Raw genomic sequence first — 17163 nt, 5'->3', positions numbered from 1 at the left:
GGGGAAGCCCCGGAGCCCCCGCGGTCTCCGGGGCTTCGCCCCCCGGGGAATTTCCCGGATTCCCCAGGTCTCAGGTGGGTCTCATCGGCCCATCAGGGGAAGCGCCGGTTCGGTGCGCAGATCGGGCGGCTCCTCGAGGTCGGGTCTCATGGAGATCCAGACGCGGCGGCCGTACAGGCGCTCCAGGCCGGGGGAGAGCGCCCCCGGCACCTCGTCGCGCCGGACGGTCTCCACGATCAGAAGCTGGGCCCGCGTGCGGTGCCGGTAGACGTTGACGCTGCGCGCCCAGCAGGCCGCGGCGATCTCGGCGCTGTAGGCCTCGAACTCCTCGGCGCTGATGCCGGCCCTGACCAGCACCAGGGCCTTCTCGCCGGTGGCCGTGGGCGTGATCCACAACACCAGCGGGATGCGACCGGCCCTGGTGTGCATGGTGGTCTCCAGGCAGACCCGGTGCAGGCGGTGCCGGGAGATGACGCACCAGACGTGGGCCGTGATCCAGTTGCGGCCCGTCCTGGTGGCGGCGGGCACCGAGACGGCGCCGGCCAGCAGGATGAACGGCATCCAGCGACCCTCCTGGGCGGCGCCCACGAGCGTCAGCGTGAACAGCGCCAGCCCGGCGAGCAGCAGCAGCTCGGCGCGGGCCCGCCAGAACCTGACCAGCGGCCCGCCGCCCCCGGCGGCCGGGAGGTCCTCGTTGGCGGGGAAGATCTGGTTACGCGGATTCCTCGGCATCGTCAGGACACCTCCTCGGTCACCTTGCGTGGGAGGCGGAGCTGGTCGAAGCGCGGGTCGCGGTAGCGCCGGGAACCGAAACCGGTCCTCGTCACGGTCCAGCCCCTGCGGAATGCGAATTCGTCGGGCTCGACGCAGATTCGGTAGTCGGCCGGCGCCATGAGTTCCTGGATCCAGGACTTGATTCGGCTGAGTCCCTTGGTACCTTGTGAGTACATAGAAGACCCCTTTCGCGGCATTTTAAAGGTGGCTTCTTGGCCGGTCCGACGGCTGATGACCGGTTCTTCCGCAGGGTGGCAGCCCATATGCGGTGAACCGGTGGTCAGCCTCGGCCCGGCTTTTTTGCTGCTCGAATGAGCGGACTCGCGCGGTGTTTTCTAGGCGAATGCGCGATCCTTCCGGCAAGTGGCCTCCCTGGGGTGGAGTTTCGTATCCGGGACGGCGACGTTGCCGGAGAGGCGGCCCCTGCGGGGGCTCGCCAGCGGAAGCGGAAGGCTCGGTGTGGGCGGCCGTGTCGTCATCTCAGGCCTCCTCACCACGTCGAGCTCCCTCCTGGCTCTGATCGTCCCCCGAGGTCGTCGATGCTGCAATACTTTGAGCAAGGGAAGATTTAAGAATCTTGCGGCTTGCCGTGCAACTTGCAGGAGAAGTGTCGGCCACAGGGGCCACTCGGGAGATCTTTGCCCGTTGTAGACCACTTAGCGGAGCTTGTCTTGCTCCTACGCTCTACCCATGAAAGCCTTCTGGCAAGGCTGTGCGGCAATGTACGTGCAACTTGCAGGGTAAGATTGGCTAGACGGCCCAGAAAGCCGGGCTCCAAACGGTCCCTTCCGGCTACACCTCCATTCCCGAGAAGGAGCGTGGACGGTGCCAACGCAGCAGGGCAGTCCAACAGTACGGCGACTCCGTCTGGGGCAGGAGCTCCGCTTCCTCCGCGAGCGGCGCAAGCTCACCGGAGCCAGGGCGGCCAGGGATCTTGGCTGGTCGGCCAGCAAAGTCAGCCGCATCGAAGCGGCCAAGACCATGCCCAGCGCCGACGACATCAAGGCCATGGCCAAGCTCTACCGCGTTGACGGTGACAAACTTGACGAGCTCGTTGGCCTGTTGCGTGATGCGGAGCAGCGGGGGTGGTGGGAAGATTACGAAGACTCCCTGCCTGAGGAGTACACAAGATTCCTCGGGCTGGAGGCGGAGGCCACCTATCAGCGCAACTGGGAACCCCAGGCTGTGCCCGGCCTCCTGCAGACCGAGGACTACGCGCGAGAGGTCATCCTGGCCACCCGCGGCATCGCGCGCATCACGCACAGCGGTGTCCGCAGCAGGGTGGAGGCCCGACTCGACCGGCAGAAACGCGTCCTGCACAGGAGCGATCCCTGCCGGATGAGCGTGGTGCTCGACGAGGCGGCGCTGATGCGCCGGTTCGGAGAGCCCGCGGTCATGCGAGAGCAGATGGAGCATCTCCTGGAGATATCCCTGCTGCCGCATGTCAGCGTGCACGTCCTGCCGTTGGACGCACTACATCCGGTCAACACCGGTGCGTTTATTCATCTCAAGTTCACGGCATTCGATGATGTCGTGTATTTGGAACAGCTGTACACTGCTCATTTTGTCGACGACCTGGAGCGGGTGGCCGGCTACGAGTTGGCTTTCGACCACATCAGGTCGGAGGCCCTGGACGTGGACGAGTCGCGTGTTCTCATCCAGCGTAAGGCCATGCTCTGGCGGCGTTGACAAGCTACCTCAACAAAGAGGCAACGAAGCCTCTGCACCCTTTGGGGAGACAATGCACAACGACATCACGAAGGCGGCCTGGCGCAAGGCCAGCTACTGCAACGGCGCCACGGCGTGCGTAGAGGTCGCTCCGCTGGCGGACGGCAACGTCGCGCTGCGTGACAGCAAGCAGGAGGACGGACCCGTCCTCGTGTTCACGCCCGCCGAGTGGACCGCCTTCGTAGCCGGCGTCATGGACAACGAGTTCGACCTGGCCACACTGGTCGCGCGCGCATGACGAACGGCTCTGGCGTGTTGCTGGCACAACCGTCCAGAGCCGTCCTGTAAGAGGCCTGGGGTGCGCCTCTGTCGTTGGGGACACGCCGTCCGGCGTGCCGCAGAAACCCGCATATCGTGGCACCGATGATCTGTGCGCGCAACTCAAGTGATCTTCCTTGAGAACGCCACAGGCCCGGTCCGCCACATCCGGGTGCCCCCATGCCTCGTCTCGACAATCGTTCTCGGGTCCAGCGATATGGCCATCGAGCGAACGGCCTTTTCGTCGGCGATTCATCAGGGCGCGGAAATGGCCCTTCTCAGGCCCGCCACGGGAAATCTTTTATGACGTGGCCGTGGCGAAGAAAGCCGGGACGGTCGGATTCTCGGCTCAGTTCAGGCCGAGGCCCTTGCGGACGCGGGCGCCGAGGTCCTTGTGGATGTTGGTCCAGTAGTCCGCGACGCGCAGTTTCATCGCGGACGTCACCTCAGGGGCTGAGGCGTGGCCGACGATGTTGCGCACCATGTTGGCGCGGTCCCCTTCGGACAGGACGTTCTCCCAGAGCGCGCGCGGCTGCACGAAGTCGTCGTCCTCCGCGTGCCTGCGGTACGCCGAGCGCACGATCTCGCCCGTGACGTGGTAGCGCTCGCCCTCGTACAGGGACGGGTCGGCGGTGGGGCCGCCCGCGGAGTTGGGGGCGTACACCGGGTCCTGGGGGTTCGTGAAGGTCATCGGCCCGTCGAAGTTGTAGGAGTTGACGGGGCTGCGCGGCTGGTTGATGGGCAGTTGCAGGTAGTTGGGCCCGATCCGGTAGCGGTGGGCGTCCGGGTAGGAGAAGAGCCGGCCCTGGAGCATCTTGTCGGGGGAGGCGCCGATGCCGGGCACCAGGTTCGACGGCTCGAAGCCCGCCTGCTCGACCTCGGCGAAGTAGTTCACCGGGTTCTTGGTCAGCGTGAGCCGGCCGATGGTGAGCTCGGGGTAGTCGCCGTGCGGCCACACCTTGGTCAGGTCGAACGGGTTGAACCGGTAGTCGGCCGCGGCCTCGAACGGCATGATCTGCACGTTGACCGTCCACGACGGGTGGTCGCCCTTGGCGATGGCCGTGTGCAGGTCGCGGACGTGGTGGTCGGGGTCGGCGAGCAGCGCGGCGGCCTCGTCGGCCGTGTAGTTCCTGATGCCCTGCTCGGTCTTGAAGTGGTATTTGACCCAGAACCGCTCGCCGGCCGCGTTGTACCAGAGGAACGTGTGCGAGCCGAAGCCGTGCATGTGCCGCCAGGAGGCCGGGATGCCGCGGTCGGTCATGAGGAACGAGACCTGGTGCGCCGACTCGGGCGACAGCGTCCAGAAGTCCCACTGCATGTTGTTGTCGCGCAGGTGGTTGTCGGCGCGGCGCTTCTGGCTGTGGATGAAGTCGGAGAACTTCGACGGGTCGCGGATGAAGAAGATCGGCGTGTTGTTGCCGACGAGGTCGTAGTTGCCGTCCTCGGTGTAGAACTTGATCGCGAAGCCGCGCGGGTCACGCGCCGTGTCGGGGCTGCCGAGCTCGCCGGCGACGGTGGAGAAGCGCAGGAAGAGCGGGGTCTGGGCGCCCTTCTGGAAGAGCTTGGCCTTGGTGAACTGGCTGACGTCCTCGGTGATCTGCAGGAGGCCGTGGGCGCCGCCGCCCTTGGCGTGCACGACCCGCTCGGGGACGCGTTCCCGGTTGAAGTGGGCCATCTTCTGGATCAGATGGTGATCCTGCATGAGCAGGGGCCCGTTTGGGCCGACGGAGAGCGAGTGCTCGTCGCTCGGTGCGGGGATGCCCGCGTCGTCGGTGGTGATGGGCCTGTTCGTCATGATCACGCTCCTCCGGGTCGGCGTTGCCGCTGGTGCGACCTGTCTCCCGCGAACCGTCGCGTACGACCGGCGGCGCGGGGGACGGTCTCCGTCACGTCAAGCTACCCCCTTAACTTGAAGCATTCAAATAAGTGAGTGATCCAAATCAGGCCAGGGCTGGAGTGCGCCGCCGCACCAGCAAGATCGCGCTCAGCCCGGCCAGGGCGGCCAGCCCCGCCATCGCGGCCGCGGTCGGCAGCGCGGCCGCCACGGACGCGGACTCCAGGGCCATGAACAGCGTGCCCACCGTGGAGACGCCGATGACCTGGCCCAGCTGCATCACCGTGAGCAGCGCGCCGCTGGCGTCGGCCGCGTACGCCCGGTCCACCTGCTCGGTCACCATGGTGGTCACCGCGATCTGCACGCCGAGGCCCGCTCCGATGAGCGCGCTCATGACCGCGTACGGGACCCCGCCCCCGGCGGCGAGGCCGAGCCCGAGATAGGCCGGCGCGGCCACCAGGTAGCCGACGGGGACGAGCGAGCGCTGCAGCCGCTGCGGCAGGCGCGGCCAGGCCAGCCCGACCAGGCCGAACGCCAGCGCGCACGGCACCAGCATCATGCCGGAGGCCAGCGGCGTCATGTGCAGGTCGCCTTGCAGGTGCAGCGCCGAGGTGAACAGGAACGCCCCCCACGTGGCCGGGCCGAACAGCAGCACCGCCAGCCCCGGCCGCATGCCGGGCGCGCGCAGGACGCGGGCGTCCACCAGCGGACGGCCGCCGCTCGCGGTGACCCACCGCTCGACGCGGACGAACGCGAAGAAGGCGGCCACGCTCAGCGCCATCGAGATCCAGCCCCAGACGGGCCAGCCCAGATCCCGCCCGAGCACGAGCGGCACCACGAACAGCAGCACGGCCGCGGACAGCGTGGCCAGCCCCCACGGGTCGAGGCCGGTCCTGCCGCCGCCGGTGTCGGCGGGCAGCACCCGGATCCCGGCCACCAGCAGCAGCGCCGAGACCGGCACCAGCACCAGGAACACGAGCCGCCAGCCCAGGCCGACGCCCAGCAGGATCCCGCCCAGCGCCTGGCCCACCACGATGCCGCCACTGATCATCAGAGACCACAGGCCCATCGCCCGGCCCCTGGCCGCGCCGTGATAGTTGCGCTGGAGCAGCGTCAGCACCTGCGGCACCATCATCGCGGCCCCGGCGCCCTGCAGCAGCCGGCTGCCCACCAGCCACTCGGTCGAGGGCGCCAGGCCCGCGGCGAGCGTGGTGAGCGTGAAGACCGCAAGGCCGCCGAGGAACGCCCGGCGGTAGCCGAACAGGTCTCCCACCCTGGCGCCGGTGATCAGGAGGACGGCGTAGACAATGGTGTAACCGGCGATGATCATCTGCAGCCCCGCGCCGGACGAGTGCAGGTCGGACTCGATGGTCGGGGTGGCCACGTTGACGATGTTGACGTTCAGCACGGCCAGGAACTGCCCGACGAGGATGATCGTCAGCAGCAGGCCGCTGGCCTTGGGAGTCTCCTGCGCCTTTGTGTGCGCAGGAGCGGAGAAAGCGGCGGTTTGCGACATGCGGATGAGTCTGCCGCCGATCCAGTACCAGTAACGAGAGCCCATTTATACTGGTACTGGGGATAACTGGCTAAGTGTCGCCCTGTCACCCCATAGTGGAGGAATGACGGTGGCAGATGAGAGACGTGCCGACCTGTCCGCGTTCCTGCGTTCTCGCCGGGAACGGATCACGCCGGAGATGGTCGACCTCGCGCCCGGCCCGCGCCGGCGCACCCCGGGCCTGCGCCGCGAAGAGGTGGCCCAGCTGGCCGGCGTCGGCGTGACCTGGTACACGTGGCTGGAGCAGGGTCGGCCGATCAACGCCAGCAGCCAGGTGCTCGACGCGGTCGCGCGCACGCTCAGGCTCGACAGCGCCGAGCGCCACCACCTCTACCGGCTGGCCGGGCGGCCCGCCGAGCCGGTCCCCGCGGACTCGGCCCAGGTGGCGCCCGAGCTGCGGGTGATCCTCGACCAGCTCGGCGACCTGGCCGCGTGCGTGACGAACAGCAGGTGCGACGCCCTGGCCTGGAACGACGCCTACGTGGCGCTGTTCCCCGAGATCGTGAACGCCCCCGACGGGGAGCGGAACTCGCTCTGGCAGTCCTGCCTCAACCCCTCGCCCACCACGGCCCTGCTCGACCGGGACCAGGAGCTGGGCCGTGCCGTGGCCGTCTTCAGAAGCGCCTACAGCCGGCATGCCGACGACCCCTGCTGGCAGGACTTCCTGCGCCGGCTCAGCTCGGAGAGCGCCGAGTTCGCCCGGCTCTGGGCCAGGCAGGAGGTGGCCGAGCCGGGGCCGAGGGTGAAGGCGTTCAAGCACGTCGAGCACGGGATTCTGCGCTTCAGCACGACCAACCTCATGGCCGCGCTCGAGACCCGGCTGGTGGTCTACACGCCCATGGACGACGACACCCGTGAGGTGATGGCAAAGCTCAGGGGGGCTACGCGGTAATACGCCCTGCATGGCATGCTCGATCCCTGAAAGTCAGAATTCGAGCGGAAGTGCCGCAGATGAGACTCCCCCGTGTCCTCCCGGTGGTCGCCGCCGTCCTGGTGCCGCTGGCCGCGTGCTCGTCCGTGCCGGAACGGGAGCAGCTGCGCAAGCAGGTCGAGCAGCCGGCGACCGCCACGCCGTCGAAAACGAAGTCGAAGAAGCCGACGCCGCAGCGCCGGCCGTACACGATCGCGTTCGGCGGGGACGTGCACTTCGAGGGGATGCTGCGCGGACGACTGAGCAACCCGCGCACCACGCTCGGACCGATCGCCGGTGTGCTGCGCGAGGCCGACTTATCGATGGTCAACCTGGAGACGGCCGTCACCACCGGAGGGACGCCGGCGCCGGGCAAGCAGTTCACGTTCAGGGCGCCGGCCAGCGCGTTCACCGCGCTCAAGGCCGCCGGGGTGGACGTCGCCTCCATGGCGAACAACCACGGCATGGACTACATGGAGACCGGCCTGGCCGACTCGCTGGCGGCGATCAAGCGCAGCAAGTTCCCGGTGGTGGGGATCGGGAAGGACGCGGCGCAGGCGTACCGGCCGTGGCGGACGACCGTGAACGGCAACCGCGTCGCGATCATCGGCGCCACCCAGGTGATGGACGCCGAGTTCATCCAGGCGTGGACGGCCACGGCGGACAAGGGCGGGCTGGCCTCGGCCAAGGACGAGACGGCCCTGCTGAAAGCGGTACGCCAGGCGCGCAAGAGCTCCGACACCGTGATCGTCCACCTGCACTGGGGCACCGAGCTGCAGAAGTGCCCCAACGAGGCGCAGCTGTCGCTGGCTCCCAAGCTGGTCAAGGCGGGGGCCGACGTGGTGGTCGGCGGGCACGCGCACATTCTGCTGGGCTCCGGCTACCTCGAGGACGCCTACGTCAGCTACGGCATGGGCAACTTCGTCTTCTACAACTCCAACCCGGCCACCACCGGCAGGACCGGGGTGCTGACGCTGACGATCAACGGTCGGAAGATCCTCAAGGACACGTGGACGCCGGCCACCATCCAGGGTGGCATCCCGATCCCGATGACGGGCTCCGCCAAGACCGAGGCCGTGGCGGACTGGAAGGAACTGCGCGGCTGTGCGGGACTGGCCGCACGTCCCTGACCTGGGGGCTGTGGGGTGGCCGTGCGACCCTGAGGGCGCGGTCGTGCGGGGCTGGCCGCGTGAACGTGATCGATCTATCCTGCGGTCAGCCCTGCTGGACAGGGCGTCCAATAGGAGGTCGCGATGCGGTGGGTCAAGTCCGGTGACGTACGGCTGGCGGTGTACGAGGAGGGCGACCCCGGCAAACCGGTCGTGCTGCTCCTGCACGGATATCCCGACACGCACCGCGTCTGGGACGAGGTGGCCGCGCTCTTGCGCGACCGCTTCCGCGTGGTGCGGTACGACGTGCGCGGCGCGGGCGCGTCGTCACCGCCCCACGACCGCCGCGACTACGGCTTCGACCGCCTGATCGCCGACCTCGGCGCGGTGATCGACTCCCTGGACGTCCCCCGGGTACACCTCGTCGGGCACGACTGGGGCTCGCTGCAGGGCTGGGAGGCGCTCGGGAGGGAGGGGATCGGCAGGGAGGGGATCGGCGGCCGGCTGGCCTCGTTCACCAGCCTCGGCGGGCCGGGGCTGCGGCAGGCGGGGGACTTCTTCCGGAACGGGCGGCGCCGCGACGTCGCCGCGCAGCGGCTGCGGTCCTGGTACATCGGCGCGTTCCTGCTCCCGGTGCTGCCCGAACTGGCCTGGCGCTCGATCATGCCCCGGCTCGTCTCCCGTACGCTGCGGCGCGGCGAGGGCGTCACGCCGCGGCCCGGGCATCCCGCGGACACCATGGCGGCGGACGGGCGCAACGGGCTCTGGCTCTACCGGCGGAACATGCCGGACACGCTCGGCGATCCCGGGCTCGATCCGCGCCTGCCCGGCGTGCCGGTGCAGCTGATCGAGCCCACGCGCGACCCGTTCGTCACCCCGGCGCTGACAGCGGTGGCCGGGCGGTGGGCTCCTGAGCTGTGGCGGCGGAAGATCGTGGCCGGGCACTGGGTGCAGCGCAGCCACCCCGAGACCGTCGCCGGGATGATCGGCGAGTTCGTCGAGCACGTCGAGGGCGCGCCGGCCGGGCGGGAGCTGGGCCGGGCGCGGGCGCGCGGGGCGTTCGGCGGGCGGCTGGTGGTCGTGACCGGCGCCGGGTCCGGGATCGGGCTGGCGACCGCGCGGGCGTTCGCGGCTCACGGAGCCGAGGTGGTGTGTGCGGATATCGACCTTGACGCGGCGAAACAGGCCGTCGATGCCATTGGCCGGGATCTCGGGGGAACGGCATACGCGGTACGGGTCGATGTGGCGAATGCCGATCAGATGGAGAACTTCTCGCGAAATATCATCTCCGAATATGGAGTGCCGGACATTGTGGTGAACAATGCCGGGATCGCGGTCGCCAAGCGGTTCTTCGATCACAGTCTGGACGACTGGCGCAGGACGATCGACGTCAATCTCTGGGGCGTGGTCCACGGCTGCCGGCTCTTCGGCGCCGCCATGGCCGAGCACGGCCAGGGCGGCCACATCGTCAACGTCGCCTCCCTGGCCGCGTTCGCGCCGTCCAGGCTGCTGCCCGCGTACTCGGCCTCGAAGGCCGCCGTGAAGATGCTCAGCGACTGCCTCAGGGCCGAGCTGGCGGACCAGGGCATCGGGGTGAGCGCCATCTGTCCCGGTTTCGTGTCGACGGCCATCGCGCGCAACGCCGCGTACCCGACGGAGAGCATGCGCGAGGCGGCCGTCAGAGGGCTGGCGCGGCGCGGGTATCCGCCCGAGCGGGTGGCCGCGCACATTCTCCGGGCGGTGCACAGAAATGAAGCTGTGGTGCCAGTGAACCTGGAGGGAAAAATCGGATATGTCCTGTCACGGGTTTCACCTCGTACGATGCGGGGCGTTGCCCGATTGAGCGCTGTCGCGGAGAATCGGGAAATCATGGGTAACGATCGCTCATACAGGAGAAGATGAATCCGTGTCTTCGCCGCAAATGGATGATGAGTGCGTCCAACCCCAAGCCCTCAGGCGGCAGCCCGCACAGCGCCGCAGCGCACGACGTGTCGAGCGCATGCTCGACGCCTGCGCCGAACTGCTCGACGAGATCGGGTACGAAGCCCTGTCCACCACCCGCATCGCCGAACGGGCGGGCGTGGCGATCGGATCCGTCTACCAGTTCTTCCCCGACAAGCGGGCCATCACCCAGGAGCTCACCCGGCGCAACGTCGAGGAGTTCGTCCGCAGAGTCGATCGCACCTTCCTGGAGGAGGACTACCGCGGCTGGTGGGAGGCCGTCGACGCGATCATCGACATCTACGTCGACATGCACAGGACGGTCCCCGGCTTCCGGAGCCTGCGCTTCGGCGACGCCGTCGACCTCAATCTGCTCGACTCCGACTCCGACAACAACGCGGTGATCGCGGGGCGGCTGCGCGGGCTGTGCCTGAAGGAGTTCGGGCTGGCCGACAGCGCCGAACTCGACCTGGCCGTGCTGGTGGCGGTCGAGGCGGGGGACGCCGTGCTCAAGCTGGCCTTCCGGCACGATCCCGGGGGTGAGCCCGAGCTCGTCGAGGCGGCCAAGCAGCTCATCAGGAGCTTCCTGGGCCGCCGGCTCCGCTCCTGGTCACCGCTCTAGCACCGCCGAGTCGCAGCAGGACCGCCGAGCCGCTCCAGCACCGCCGAGCCGCTCTGACACCGCCGAGCCGCGCGTCCTCGGGGTCGCGCGTCCTGCGCCTTTGCGCCTCGTGCTGGAGACCCGGCCTGCCGTACGGGTCAGGCCGGGTCAGTTGCGGCCGCTGCGGACGGCGTCGCTGAGATCCCGTGACGGGCCGGCCAGCCAGCCGGGCACGTCGTGGAGCCAGCGTTCGCCTTGTTCGGTGGTGGGGGTCTGTTCCTCACCCGGTGTGCGTACGCACGGGGCTCGATAGGAGGCCGGTCTCGCGTCCCTGGCCTCGCGCACGTTCAGCCTGGCCTCCAGCGCCCGCAGGTTGCTCTCCGCGGCCTCGATCGCCTCCAGGCGGGCCGACAGATAGCCGGCGACGCCTGGGCCGAGGGCCGACAGAACGACGGCACAGGCCAGCGTGAAGGTCATCTGCTTGGACATGCCCATCACAGTCCCTCCGCTCGCATGGCGGCTGAGGACTCCTATATGCCCGATGACCTGCGCTGATAGGCATTCCGTGACCAGGAATGGACAAGTCGTTACCGAATTTGCACGTGACTGGCGATGCGGATTGACCGGGCAAAGGCCAACCAGGGTCGGTAGTCTCGGCGTTGTGGCGCATGTGACCCGTGAGCACCTTGATCGTCTGCTTGAGCAGGCCCTGCTGGCCGACGACCACAGTTCCTTGGCCAGTCGGCTGTACGACGTGGCGCTCGACTACTCCTCCGGAGACGTTTCGAGGGCATCCATCCTGGTCCTCGCCGCCGAGGAGTGGCGAGCGGCGGGCCAGCCCGCCCGCGCGATGGAGTGTTTCCAGCGCGCGGTCGAGGACGGCGGCGAGGCTGGGTTCGATCCGCGTGCCGGCATCGCCGACACGCTCTTCGAGCTGGACCGGCCGGACGAGGCCAGGGAGGTCATCGAGACCATCCGCAAGGAGGGCGACGTCTCCACGGCGACCGCCCATACGATCGCCGAGACCCTCGTCGCCTACGGTGACCTGCGAGGGGGGCTCGAATGGGCCACCCAGGCCGCCCTGCGGTGCGAGGAGAATGATCCTGAGCAGGTGGCGCTGCTGCGCACCCGCTACCGGATCAGGGTCGACCTGGGGCTGCCCGAGGACGAGCTCGACGAGCTCGTCTCCTGACGGCTCAGGCCCCCGCCGGAGCATCCGTCTCCGGCACGGCTGGCTTCACCATGCCCGCGTACGCGCGTGCGGTTGGTGGGAGGGGCCGCGGCGGCTGACCGCGGCCCCTCCGCTGTGGGGAGGTCCGGGCGCGACAGGCACGATCCGCGCCCGGACGGATGGCTCATCGCCCGGAGCAACCGGTCACGGGCCCACTCACAGGCCCACTCACAAGCCCGGTCATAGGCGCGGTCACAGGCCGAGGGTCTGCTTGAGGCCGGTGAAGCCGGTCAGCGCGGTCTCGCCGCCGGGCAGCATCGAGGTGCCCTCGACGCTCTGCACGGCCTTGGGCAGCAGCACGCCGATGACGTCCTCGCCGATCTCGCGTACCGGCTGCTGCAGGTCTGTCGGCGACTGGATCCCGGTGCCCCCGACCGAGTTGTGGTGCGGAGCCTGGGCGCGCGCGTCGCCCTCCAGCGGGGTGCGCGCCAGCGAGGGCAGCTCGGGCAGTGACGGCAGCTCGGGCAGCGCCGGCAGGGCGGGCACGCCCGCCGTCGTCGAGAGGTCCTTCATCGACATCGGCCCCGGCATCACGGGGATCGCCGGCGAGGCCGAGGTCAGCGACGGCATGCCCCAGGTGGCGGCCGTCCCGCCCAGGTCGGCCGAGCCCAGCACGGCCCGGCCCGTCGCGAGGCCGGTCAGGCCGAGCCGCCTGGCCAGCTCCCCGGCCGCCATGGCCAGCTTGTTGCTCTCCGACGCGACCATCCGGCTGCTGCCCGAGCCGTTGTCGTTCACGCGCAGCTTCGTGTGCTCGTCGCAGTACGTGGCGACCGAGCGAGGCGACAGCAGCGCGGGCTCGCCGCCCTGGCAGCTCGCGGCCGTGGCGGGACCGGCGACCAGCCAGATGACGCCCGTGGACAGAGCGGCCACCGCGATCATGCTCCGCGTTCTCTGGAATGACACCTGCACGTCTCCCTGATCGACTTCGGTGATCTCGCTGAACGTAGTCACCCGTGCGGCCGGGGAGCGGCGGCTTGTCCGAAGAGTGGGGCGAACCTTACCGAAGCCGGGGGCCGATGACCTTGCCATGACACGCCGGAGCCCGGAGATCTGCTGGATCCCCGGGCTCGGATGCGGCCGTTCCCGACAGCGCGCCGGTCGTTCAGGACCCGCGCTGGATGAGCAGCTCGTCGTCGCCCAGCTCGACCTGGACGTGGTCACCGTCGGAGACCTCGCCCGACAGCACGGCCCTGGCCAGTTTGTCGCCGATGGCGGACTGGACGAGGCGGCGCAGCGGGCGGGCGCCGTACATCGGGTCGTAGCTCGTCAGTGCCAGCCACTCGCGGGCCGCCGGCGTGACCTCCAGCGTCAGCCTCCGGTCGGCCAGGCGCTGCGCCAGCCGCTCGACCTGCAGGTCGACGATCTGCGCCAGTTCCTCGGTGCCGAGCGCGTCGAAGAGGATCACGTCGTCGAGCCGGTTGAGGAACTCCGGCTTGAACGAGCCGCGCACCGCCCCCATGACCGCGTCGCGCTTCGCGCCGTTCTCCAGCTTGGGATCGACGAGGAACTGCGAGCCGATGTTGGAGGTCAGGATCAGGATCGTGTTGCGGAAGTCGACCGTGCGCCCCTGGCCGTCGGTCAGCCGCCCGTCGTCGAGCACCTGCAGCAGGATGTCGAACACCTCGGGATGGGCCTTCTCGACCTCGTCGAGCAGCACCACGGTGTACGGGCGCCGCCTGACGGCCTCGGTGAGCTGGCCGCCCTCCTCGTAGCCGACGTAGCCGGGAGGCGCGCCGACGAGCCTGGCCACGCTGTGCTTCTCGGAGTATTCGCTCATGTCGATGCGGGTCATCGCCCGCTCGTCGTCGAACAGGAACTCCGCCAGCGCCTTGGCCAGCTCGGTCTTGCCCACGCCCGTCGGGCCGAGGAACAGGAAGGACCCGGTCGGGCGGTCGGGGTCGGCGATGCCGGCCCGGCTGCGGCGTACGGCGTCGGAGACGGCCTGTACGGCCCGCTGCTGCCCGATCAGGCGCTTGCCCAGCTCCTCCTCCATCCGCAGCAGTTTGCTCGTCTCAGCCTCAAGCAGCCGCCCTGCGGGGATGCCGGTCCACGACGAGATCACCTCGGCGATGTCGTCGGCCCCGACCTCCTCCTTGACCATGGCGTTGTCGGGCGGCGCGGCCTCGGAGGCCGCCTTGAGCGCCTGTTCGAGCCGGGGCACCTCGGCGTACATCAGCCGGGAGGCCGCCTCGAAGTCGCCGTCGCGCTGCGCCCGCTCGGCCTCGCCGCGCGCCTCGTCGAGCTGCTTCTTCAGCTCGCCGACCTTGTTGAGTCCGGCCTTCTCGTGTTCCCAGCGGCCGACGAGGGCGTTGAGCTCCTCCTGCCGGTCGGCCAGCTCCTGGCGCAGCCGCTCAAGCCGCTGGACGGAGGCCTCGTCGGTCTCCTTCGACAGGGCCAGCTCCTCCATCTTCATCCGGTCGACGTTGCGCTGGAGCTGGTCGATCTCCACCGGGCGGGAGTCGATCTCCATGCGCAGCCGCGAGGCGGCCTCGTCGACCAGGTCGATGGCCTTGTCGGGGAGGAACCTGCTGGTGATGTAGCGGTCGGACAGCGCCGCCGCGGCGACGAGCGCGCTGTCGGCGATCTGCACCTGATGGTGGGCCTCGTAGCGGCCCTTGAGCCCGCGCAGGATCGCGATCGTGTCCTCGACCGTGGGCTCGCCGACGTAGACCTGCTGGAAGCGGCGCTCCAGCGCGGGGTCCTTCTCGATGCGCTCGCGGTATTCGTCGAGCGTGGTCGCGCCGATCATGCGCAGCTCGCCGCGGGCCAGCATGGGCTTGAGCATGTTGCCGGCGTCCATCGCGCCCTCGGCGGCCCCGGCTCCGACGACGGTGTGCAGCTCGTCGATGAACGTGACGACCTGCCCGTCGCTCTCCTTGATCTCCGAGAGCACGGCCTTGAGCCGCTCTTCGAACTCGCCGCGGTATTTCGCGCCCGCGACCATCGCGCCGAGGTCGAGCGAGATCAGCCGCTTGTTGCGCAGCGACTCGGGCACGTCGCCGGCCACGATGCGCTGGGCCAGGCCCTCGACGACGGCGGTCTTGCCGACGCCCGGCTCTCCGATGAGCACCGGGTTGTTCTTGGTGCGGCGGCTGAGGACCTGGACCACGCGGCGGATCTCGGAGTCGCGGCCGATGACCGGGTCGAGCTTGCCGCCGCGGGCCCGCTCGGTGAGGTCGACGCCGTACTTCTCCAGCGCCTGGTAGGTGTCCTCAGGGGTCTCGCTGGTGACCCGCGCGTTGCCGCGTACTTTCTCGAACGCGTCGAGCAGCGCCTGCGGCGTCGCGCCCTGCGACCTGAGCAGCTCGGCCGACTGGCCCCCGTCGGCGGCCAGGCCGACCAGCAGGTGCTCGGTCGAGACGTAGAGGTCTTCGAGGCGGTTGGCGTGCTGGGCCGCGGTGTTGAGCACGGTCAGCAGCTGGCGCGAGCTGGACGGCGCCCCCACCGTCGAGCCCTGCGCCTTCGGCAGCGTCGCGAGCTGCTCCTCCGTGCGGGCCCGCAGCGTGCGCCAGTCGGCGCCCACGGCTTCGAGCAGCGGCACGGCGGTGCCGCCCGTCTGGGAGAGCAGCGTGGTCAGCAAGTGAGCGGGGGAGATCTCCGGGTTGCCCTCCGCGGCGGCGCGCCGCATGGCACCCGAGAGAGCTTCCTGGCTCTTCTGGGTGAGCTTGTAGTCCATCTTTCTAGGCCCCCGGTGGCAGCTCGTAGCGGATCAGCGCTCTGACCATGCGCATCTCGGCGCGCAGGCGGACGACCTCCTCACGCAGCCGCAGAGCTTCGTTCTCGAGCTCGAGAATCCGCTTGATGCCCGCGAGGTTGATGCCCTCCTCCTGGGAGAGCCGCTGCACCTCGCGGAGCTGGATGATGTCGCGTGTCGAGTAGAGGCGGCCGCGCCCGGCGGTGCGCCCGGGACTGACCAGCCCGAGGCGGTCGTACTGGCGCAGGGTCTGCGGGTGCAGTCCGGAGAGCTGCGCGGCCACCGAGATCACATAGACAGGGGTGTCATCGGAAAGGTCGAAGTAGTTGGCGTCCATCGGCTTACTCGCTTCTGGCTCGCTGAATGAGCTCAGCGCGCGGGTCCTCACTCGCGACCGCGGTGTTGAACTCGTTGAGCAGCTCGCGCGACTTGTCGTCGAGCGTCTTCGGCACGACCACCTCGACGCTGGCGAGCAGGTCGCCCTTCGTTCCGTCCTTGCGGGTGACGCCCCTGCCGCGCACGCGGAACGTGCGCCCGTTGGGTGTGCCCGCGGGAATGCGCAGCGTGACCGGCATCCCCTTGAGTGTCGGGACCTTGATCTCGGCGCCCAGGGCGGCCTCCGAGAACGTCACCGGCACGGTGATCGTCAGGTTGTCGCCCGACCTGCCGAACACGGCGTGCGGCTTGACGTGCGTCAGGATGTAGAGGTCGCCCGCCGGGCCGCCGTTCTCGCCCGGCGCCCCCTTCCCCTTGAGCCTGACCCGCTGGCCGTCGGCCACCCCTGCGGGAATGCGCGCCTGGATGGTGCGGGTGCTCTTGGCTCGGCCGCTGCCCTCGCACACGGGGCAGGGGACGTCCACGATCAGCCCGCGCCCCTTGCAGTCGCGGCAGGGCTCGGAGAAGGCGAAGTTGCCCAGGTTGCGGCTGGCCGCGCCGGTGCCCTCACAGGTGGGGCAGACCCTGGGGGTCGTGCCCGCCTTGGCGCCGGTGCCGCTGCACGAGGTGCAGGCGGCGGAGCTGGTCAGCCTGAGGGACACGGTGGTGCCGTCGACCGCTTCCGTGAAGGTCAGCGTGACCTCGGACTCGACGTCCTGGCCACGCCGCGGCCTGGACGTGGTCGTGGTGCGGGTCGCCCCGCCCCGGTTGAACAGCCCGCCGAACAGGTCGCCGAGCCGCTCGCCCGCACCCCCGCCCTGGGCGCCGCCCTGCTGGGCGGTGCCGCCGAACAGGTCGCCGAAGTCGAACGGGAAACCGCCACCGCCAGGCCGCTGGCCGCCCACCCCTGACCCGAACAGCGTGCGCGCCTCGTCGTACTCCTTGCGCCGCTTGGTGTCGGACAGGACGTCGTAAGCCTCGGAGACCTCCTTGAACTTGGTCTCCTTGGTCGCGTCGCCCTGGTTGGTGTCGGGGTGATACTGCCTGGCCAGCTTGCGGTACGCCTTCTTGATCTCGTCGGCGGTGGCGGTCTTGGGCACACCAAGGACGGCGTAGTAGTCCTTTTCCAGGTAGTCCTTGGTGCTCATCTACG

Annotated in this window: 15 protein-coding genes and 1 pseudogene; 7 read left to right on the top strand and 9 right to left on the bottom strand. The window is 69.3% G+C overall.

Translation table 11 applies throughout. The features are described from left to right. Positions 1-81: 81 nt before the first annotated feature. Together AB0C27_RS21330 and AB0C27_RS21325 are read right to left on the bottom strand one after the other, a co-directional pair. Positions 82-732, bottom strand: a complete 651-nt coding sequence (locus tag AB0C27_RS21330) for a hypothetical protein (RefSeq protein ID WP_357846425.1) — start codon at positions 730-732, stop codon at positions 82-84. A 2-nt stretch (positions 733-734) separates the two neighbouring features. Beyond that, positions 735-950, bottom strand: a complete 216-nt coding sequence (locus AB0C27_RS21325) for a hypothetical protein (RefSeq protein WP_357846423.1) — start codon at positions 948-950, stop codon at positions 735-737. A 649-nt stretch (positions 951-1599) separates the two neighbouring features. On the opposite strand from AB0C27_RS21325, the gene AB0C27_RS21320 reads away from it, so the two are divergent. Beyond that, positions 1600-2463, top strand: coding sequence for a helix-turn-helix transcriptional regulator (locus AB0C27_RS21320; protein WP_346100921.1), 864 nt, complete (start codon positions 1600-1602; stop codon positions 2461-2463). 52 nt (positions 2464-2515) lie between these two features. Continuing rightward, positions 2516-2740 carry a DUF397 domain-containing protein gene (locus tag AB0C27_RS21315; RefSeq protein ID WP_106246091.1) on the top strand — a complete coding sequence of 75 codons (225 nt, stop codon included), beginning with the start codon at positions 2516-2518 and terminating at the stop codon, positions 2738-2740. Between the two features lie 369 nt (positions 2741-3109). Here the strand turns inward: AB0C27_RS21315 and AB0C27_RS21310 are convergent, their stop codons facing one another. Together AB0C27_RS21310 and AB0C27_RS21305 are read right to left on the bottom strand one after the other, a co-directional pair. Beyond that, positions 3110-4555: a catalase gene (locus AB0C27_RS21310; protein WP_357846420.1), complete on the bottom strand. Its 1446-nt coding sequence runs from the start codon at positions 4553-4555 to the stop codon at positions 3110-3112. Between the two features lie 145 nt (positions 4556-4700). After that, a complete protein-coding gene (locus tag AB0C27_RS21305) occupies positions 4701-6110 on the bottom strand; it encodes an MFS transporter (RefSeq protein ID WP_357846418.1) in 1410 nt (469 codons plus the stop codon). A gap of 103 nt (positions 6111-6213) precedes the next feature. Between AB0C27_RS21305 and AB0C27_RS21300 the strand changes: the two genes are divergently transcribed. From AB0C27_RS21300 to AB0C27_RS21285, 4 genes are all read left to right on the top strand, one after another. Further along, positions 6214-7041: a helix-turn-helix transcriptional regulator gene (locus AB0C27_RS21300; RefSeq protein WP_357846416.1), complete on the top strand. Its 828-nt coding sequence runs from the start codon at positions 6214-6216 to the stop codon at positions 7039-7041. Positions 7042-7100: 59 nt separating this feature from the next. Continuing rightward, on the top strand, positions 7101-8189 hold the full coding sequence (locus tag AB0C27_RS21295; RefSeq protein WP_357846414.1) for a CapA family protein: 1089 nt from the start codon (positions 7101-7103) through the stop codon (positions 8187-8189). 123 nt (positions 8190-8312) lie between these two features. Continuing rightward, a complete protein-coding gene (locus tag AB0C27_RS21290) occupies positions 8313-10070 on the top strand; it encodes an SDR family oxidoreductase (RefSeq protein WP_357846412.1) in 1758 nt (585 codons plus the stop codon). 97 nt (positions 10071-10167) lie between these two features. Continuing rightward, positions 10168-10731, top strand: coding sequence for a TetR family transcriptional regulator (locus AB0C27_RS21285; protein ID WP_357846410.1), 564 nt, complete (start codon positions 10168-10170; stop codon positions 10729-10731). A gap of 147 nt (positions 10732-10878) precedes the next feature. Here the strand turns inward: AB0C27_RS21285 and AB0C27_RS21280 are convergent, their stop codons facing one another. Then, positions 10879-11199 carry a hypothetical protein gene (locus tag AB0C27_RS21280; RefSeq protein ID WP_357846408.1) on the bottom strand — a complete coding sequence of 107 codons (321 nt, stop codon included), beginning with the start codon at positions 11197-11199 and terminating at the stop codon, positions 10879-10881. Between the two features lie 172 nt (positions 11200-11371). On the opposite strand from AB0C27_RS21280, the gene AB0C27_RS21275 reads away from it, so the two are divergent. Continuing rightward, positions 11372-11902, top strand: coding sequence for a tetratricopeptide repeat protein (locus AB0C27_RS21275; RefSeq protein ID WP_346100929.1), 531 nt, complete (start codon positions 11372-11374; stop codon positions 11900-11902). Between the two features lie 231 nt (positions 11903-12133). Here the strand turns inward: AB0C27_RS21275 and AB0C27_RS21270 are convergent, their stop codons facing one another. The 4 genes and pseudogenes from AB0C27_RS21270 to dnaJ form a co-directional block, all read right to left on the bottom strand. After that, positions 12134-12844, bottom strand: a complete 711-nt coding sequence (locus tag AB0C27_RS21270) for a hypothetical protein (protein ID WP_357846406.1) — start codon at positions 12842-12844, stop codon at positions 12134-12136. A 199-nt stretch (positions 12845-13043) separates the two neighbouring features. After that, positions 13044-15617: an ATP-dependent chaperone ClpB gene (gene clpB, locus AB0C27_RS21265; protein ID WP_357846404.1), complete on the bottom strand. Its 2574-nt coding sequence runs from the start codon at positions 15615-15617 to the stop codon at positions 13044-13046. Between the two features lie 73 nt (positions 15618-15690). Further along, a pseudogene (locus tag AB0C27_RS21260) lies at positions 15691-15972 on the bottom strand (helix-turn-helix transcriptional regulator); the annotation flags it as partial. Positions 15973-15976: 4 nt separating this feature from the next. Further along, the gene (gene dnaJ, locus AB0C27_RS21255) at positions 15977-17158 is read right to left on the bottom strand and encodes a molecular chaperone DnaJ (protein ID WP_357846402.1); all 1182 of its coding nucleotides are present in this window, start codon (positions 17156-17158) and stop codon (positions 15977-15979) included. Positions 17159-17163: the final 5 nt, after the last annotated feature.

This window comes from Nonomuraea sp. NPDC048882 (genome assembly GCF_040649755.1).
Taxonomy (GTDB): Bacteria; Actinomycetota; Actinomycetes; order Streptosporangiales; family Streptosporangiaceae; genus Nonomuraea; species Nonomuraea maheshkhaliensis.
This window is presented reverse-complemented; position numbering and strand designations above follow the sequence as displayed.

Excerpts from the sequence above, each read along its gene's own strand:
- AB0C27_RS21330 (WP_357846425.1), bottom strand. The coding sequence starts at position 732 with ATGCCGAGGAATCCGCGTAACCAGATCTTCCCCGCCAACGAGGACCTC.
- AB0C27_RS21325 (WP_357846423.1), bottom strand. The coding sequence starts at position 950 with ATGTACTCACAAGGTACCAAGGGACTCAGCCGAATCAAGTCCTGGATC.
- AB0C27_RS21315 (WP_106246091.1), top strand. The coding sequence starts at position 2,516 with ATGCACAACGACATCACGAAGGCGGCCTGGCGCAAGGCCAGCTACTGC.
- AB0C27_RS21310 (WP_357846420.1), bottom strand. The coding sequence starts at position 4,555 with ATGACGAACAGGCCCATCACCACCGACGACGCGGGCATCCCCGCACCG.
- AB0C27_RS21305 (WP_357846418.1), bottom strand. The coding sequence starts at position 6,110 with ATGTCGCAAACCGCCGCTTTCTCCGCTCCTGCGCACACAAAGGCGCAG.
- AB0C27_RS21300 (WP_357846416.1), top strand. The coding sequence starts at position 6,214 with ATGACGGTGGCAGATGAGAGACGTGCCGACCTGTCCGCGTTCCTGCGT.
- AB0C27_RS21295 (WP_357846414.1), top strand. The coding sequence starts at position 7,101 with ATGAGACTCCCCCGTGTCCTCCCGGTGGTCGCCGCCGTCCTGGTGCCG.
- AB0C27_RS21290 (WP_357846412.1), top strand. The coding sequence starts at position 8,313 with ATGCGGTGGGTCAAGTCCGGTGACGTACGGCTGGCGGTGTACGAGGAG.
- AB0C27_RS21285 (WP_357846410.1), top strand. The coding sequence starts at position 10,168 with ATGCTCGACGCCTGCGCCGAACTGCTCGACGAGATCGGGTACGAAGCC.
- AB0C27_RS21280 (WP_357846408.1), bottom strand. The coding sequence starts at position 11,199 with ATGTCCAAGCAGATGACCTTCACGCTGGCCTGTGCCGTCGTTCTGTCG.
- clpB (WP_357846404.1), bottom strand. The coding sequence starts at position 15,617 with ATGGACTACAAGCTCACCCAGAAGAGCCAGGAAGCTCTCTCGGGTGCC.
- dnaJ (WP_357846402.1), bottom strand. The coding sequence starts at position 17,158 with ATGAGCACCAAGGACTACCTGGAAAAGGACTACTACGCCGTCCTTGGT.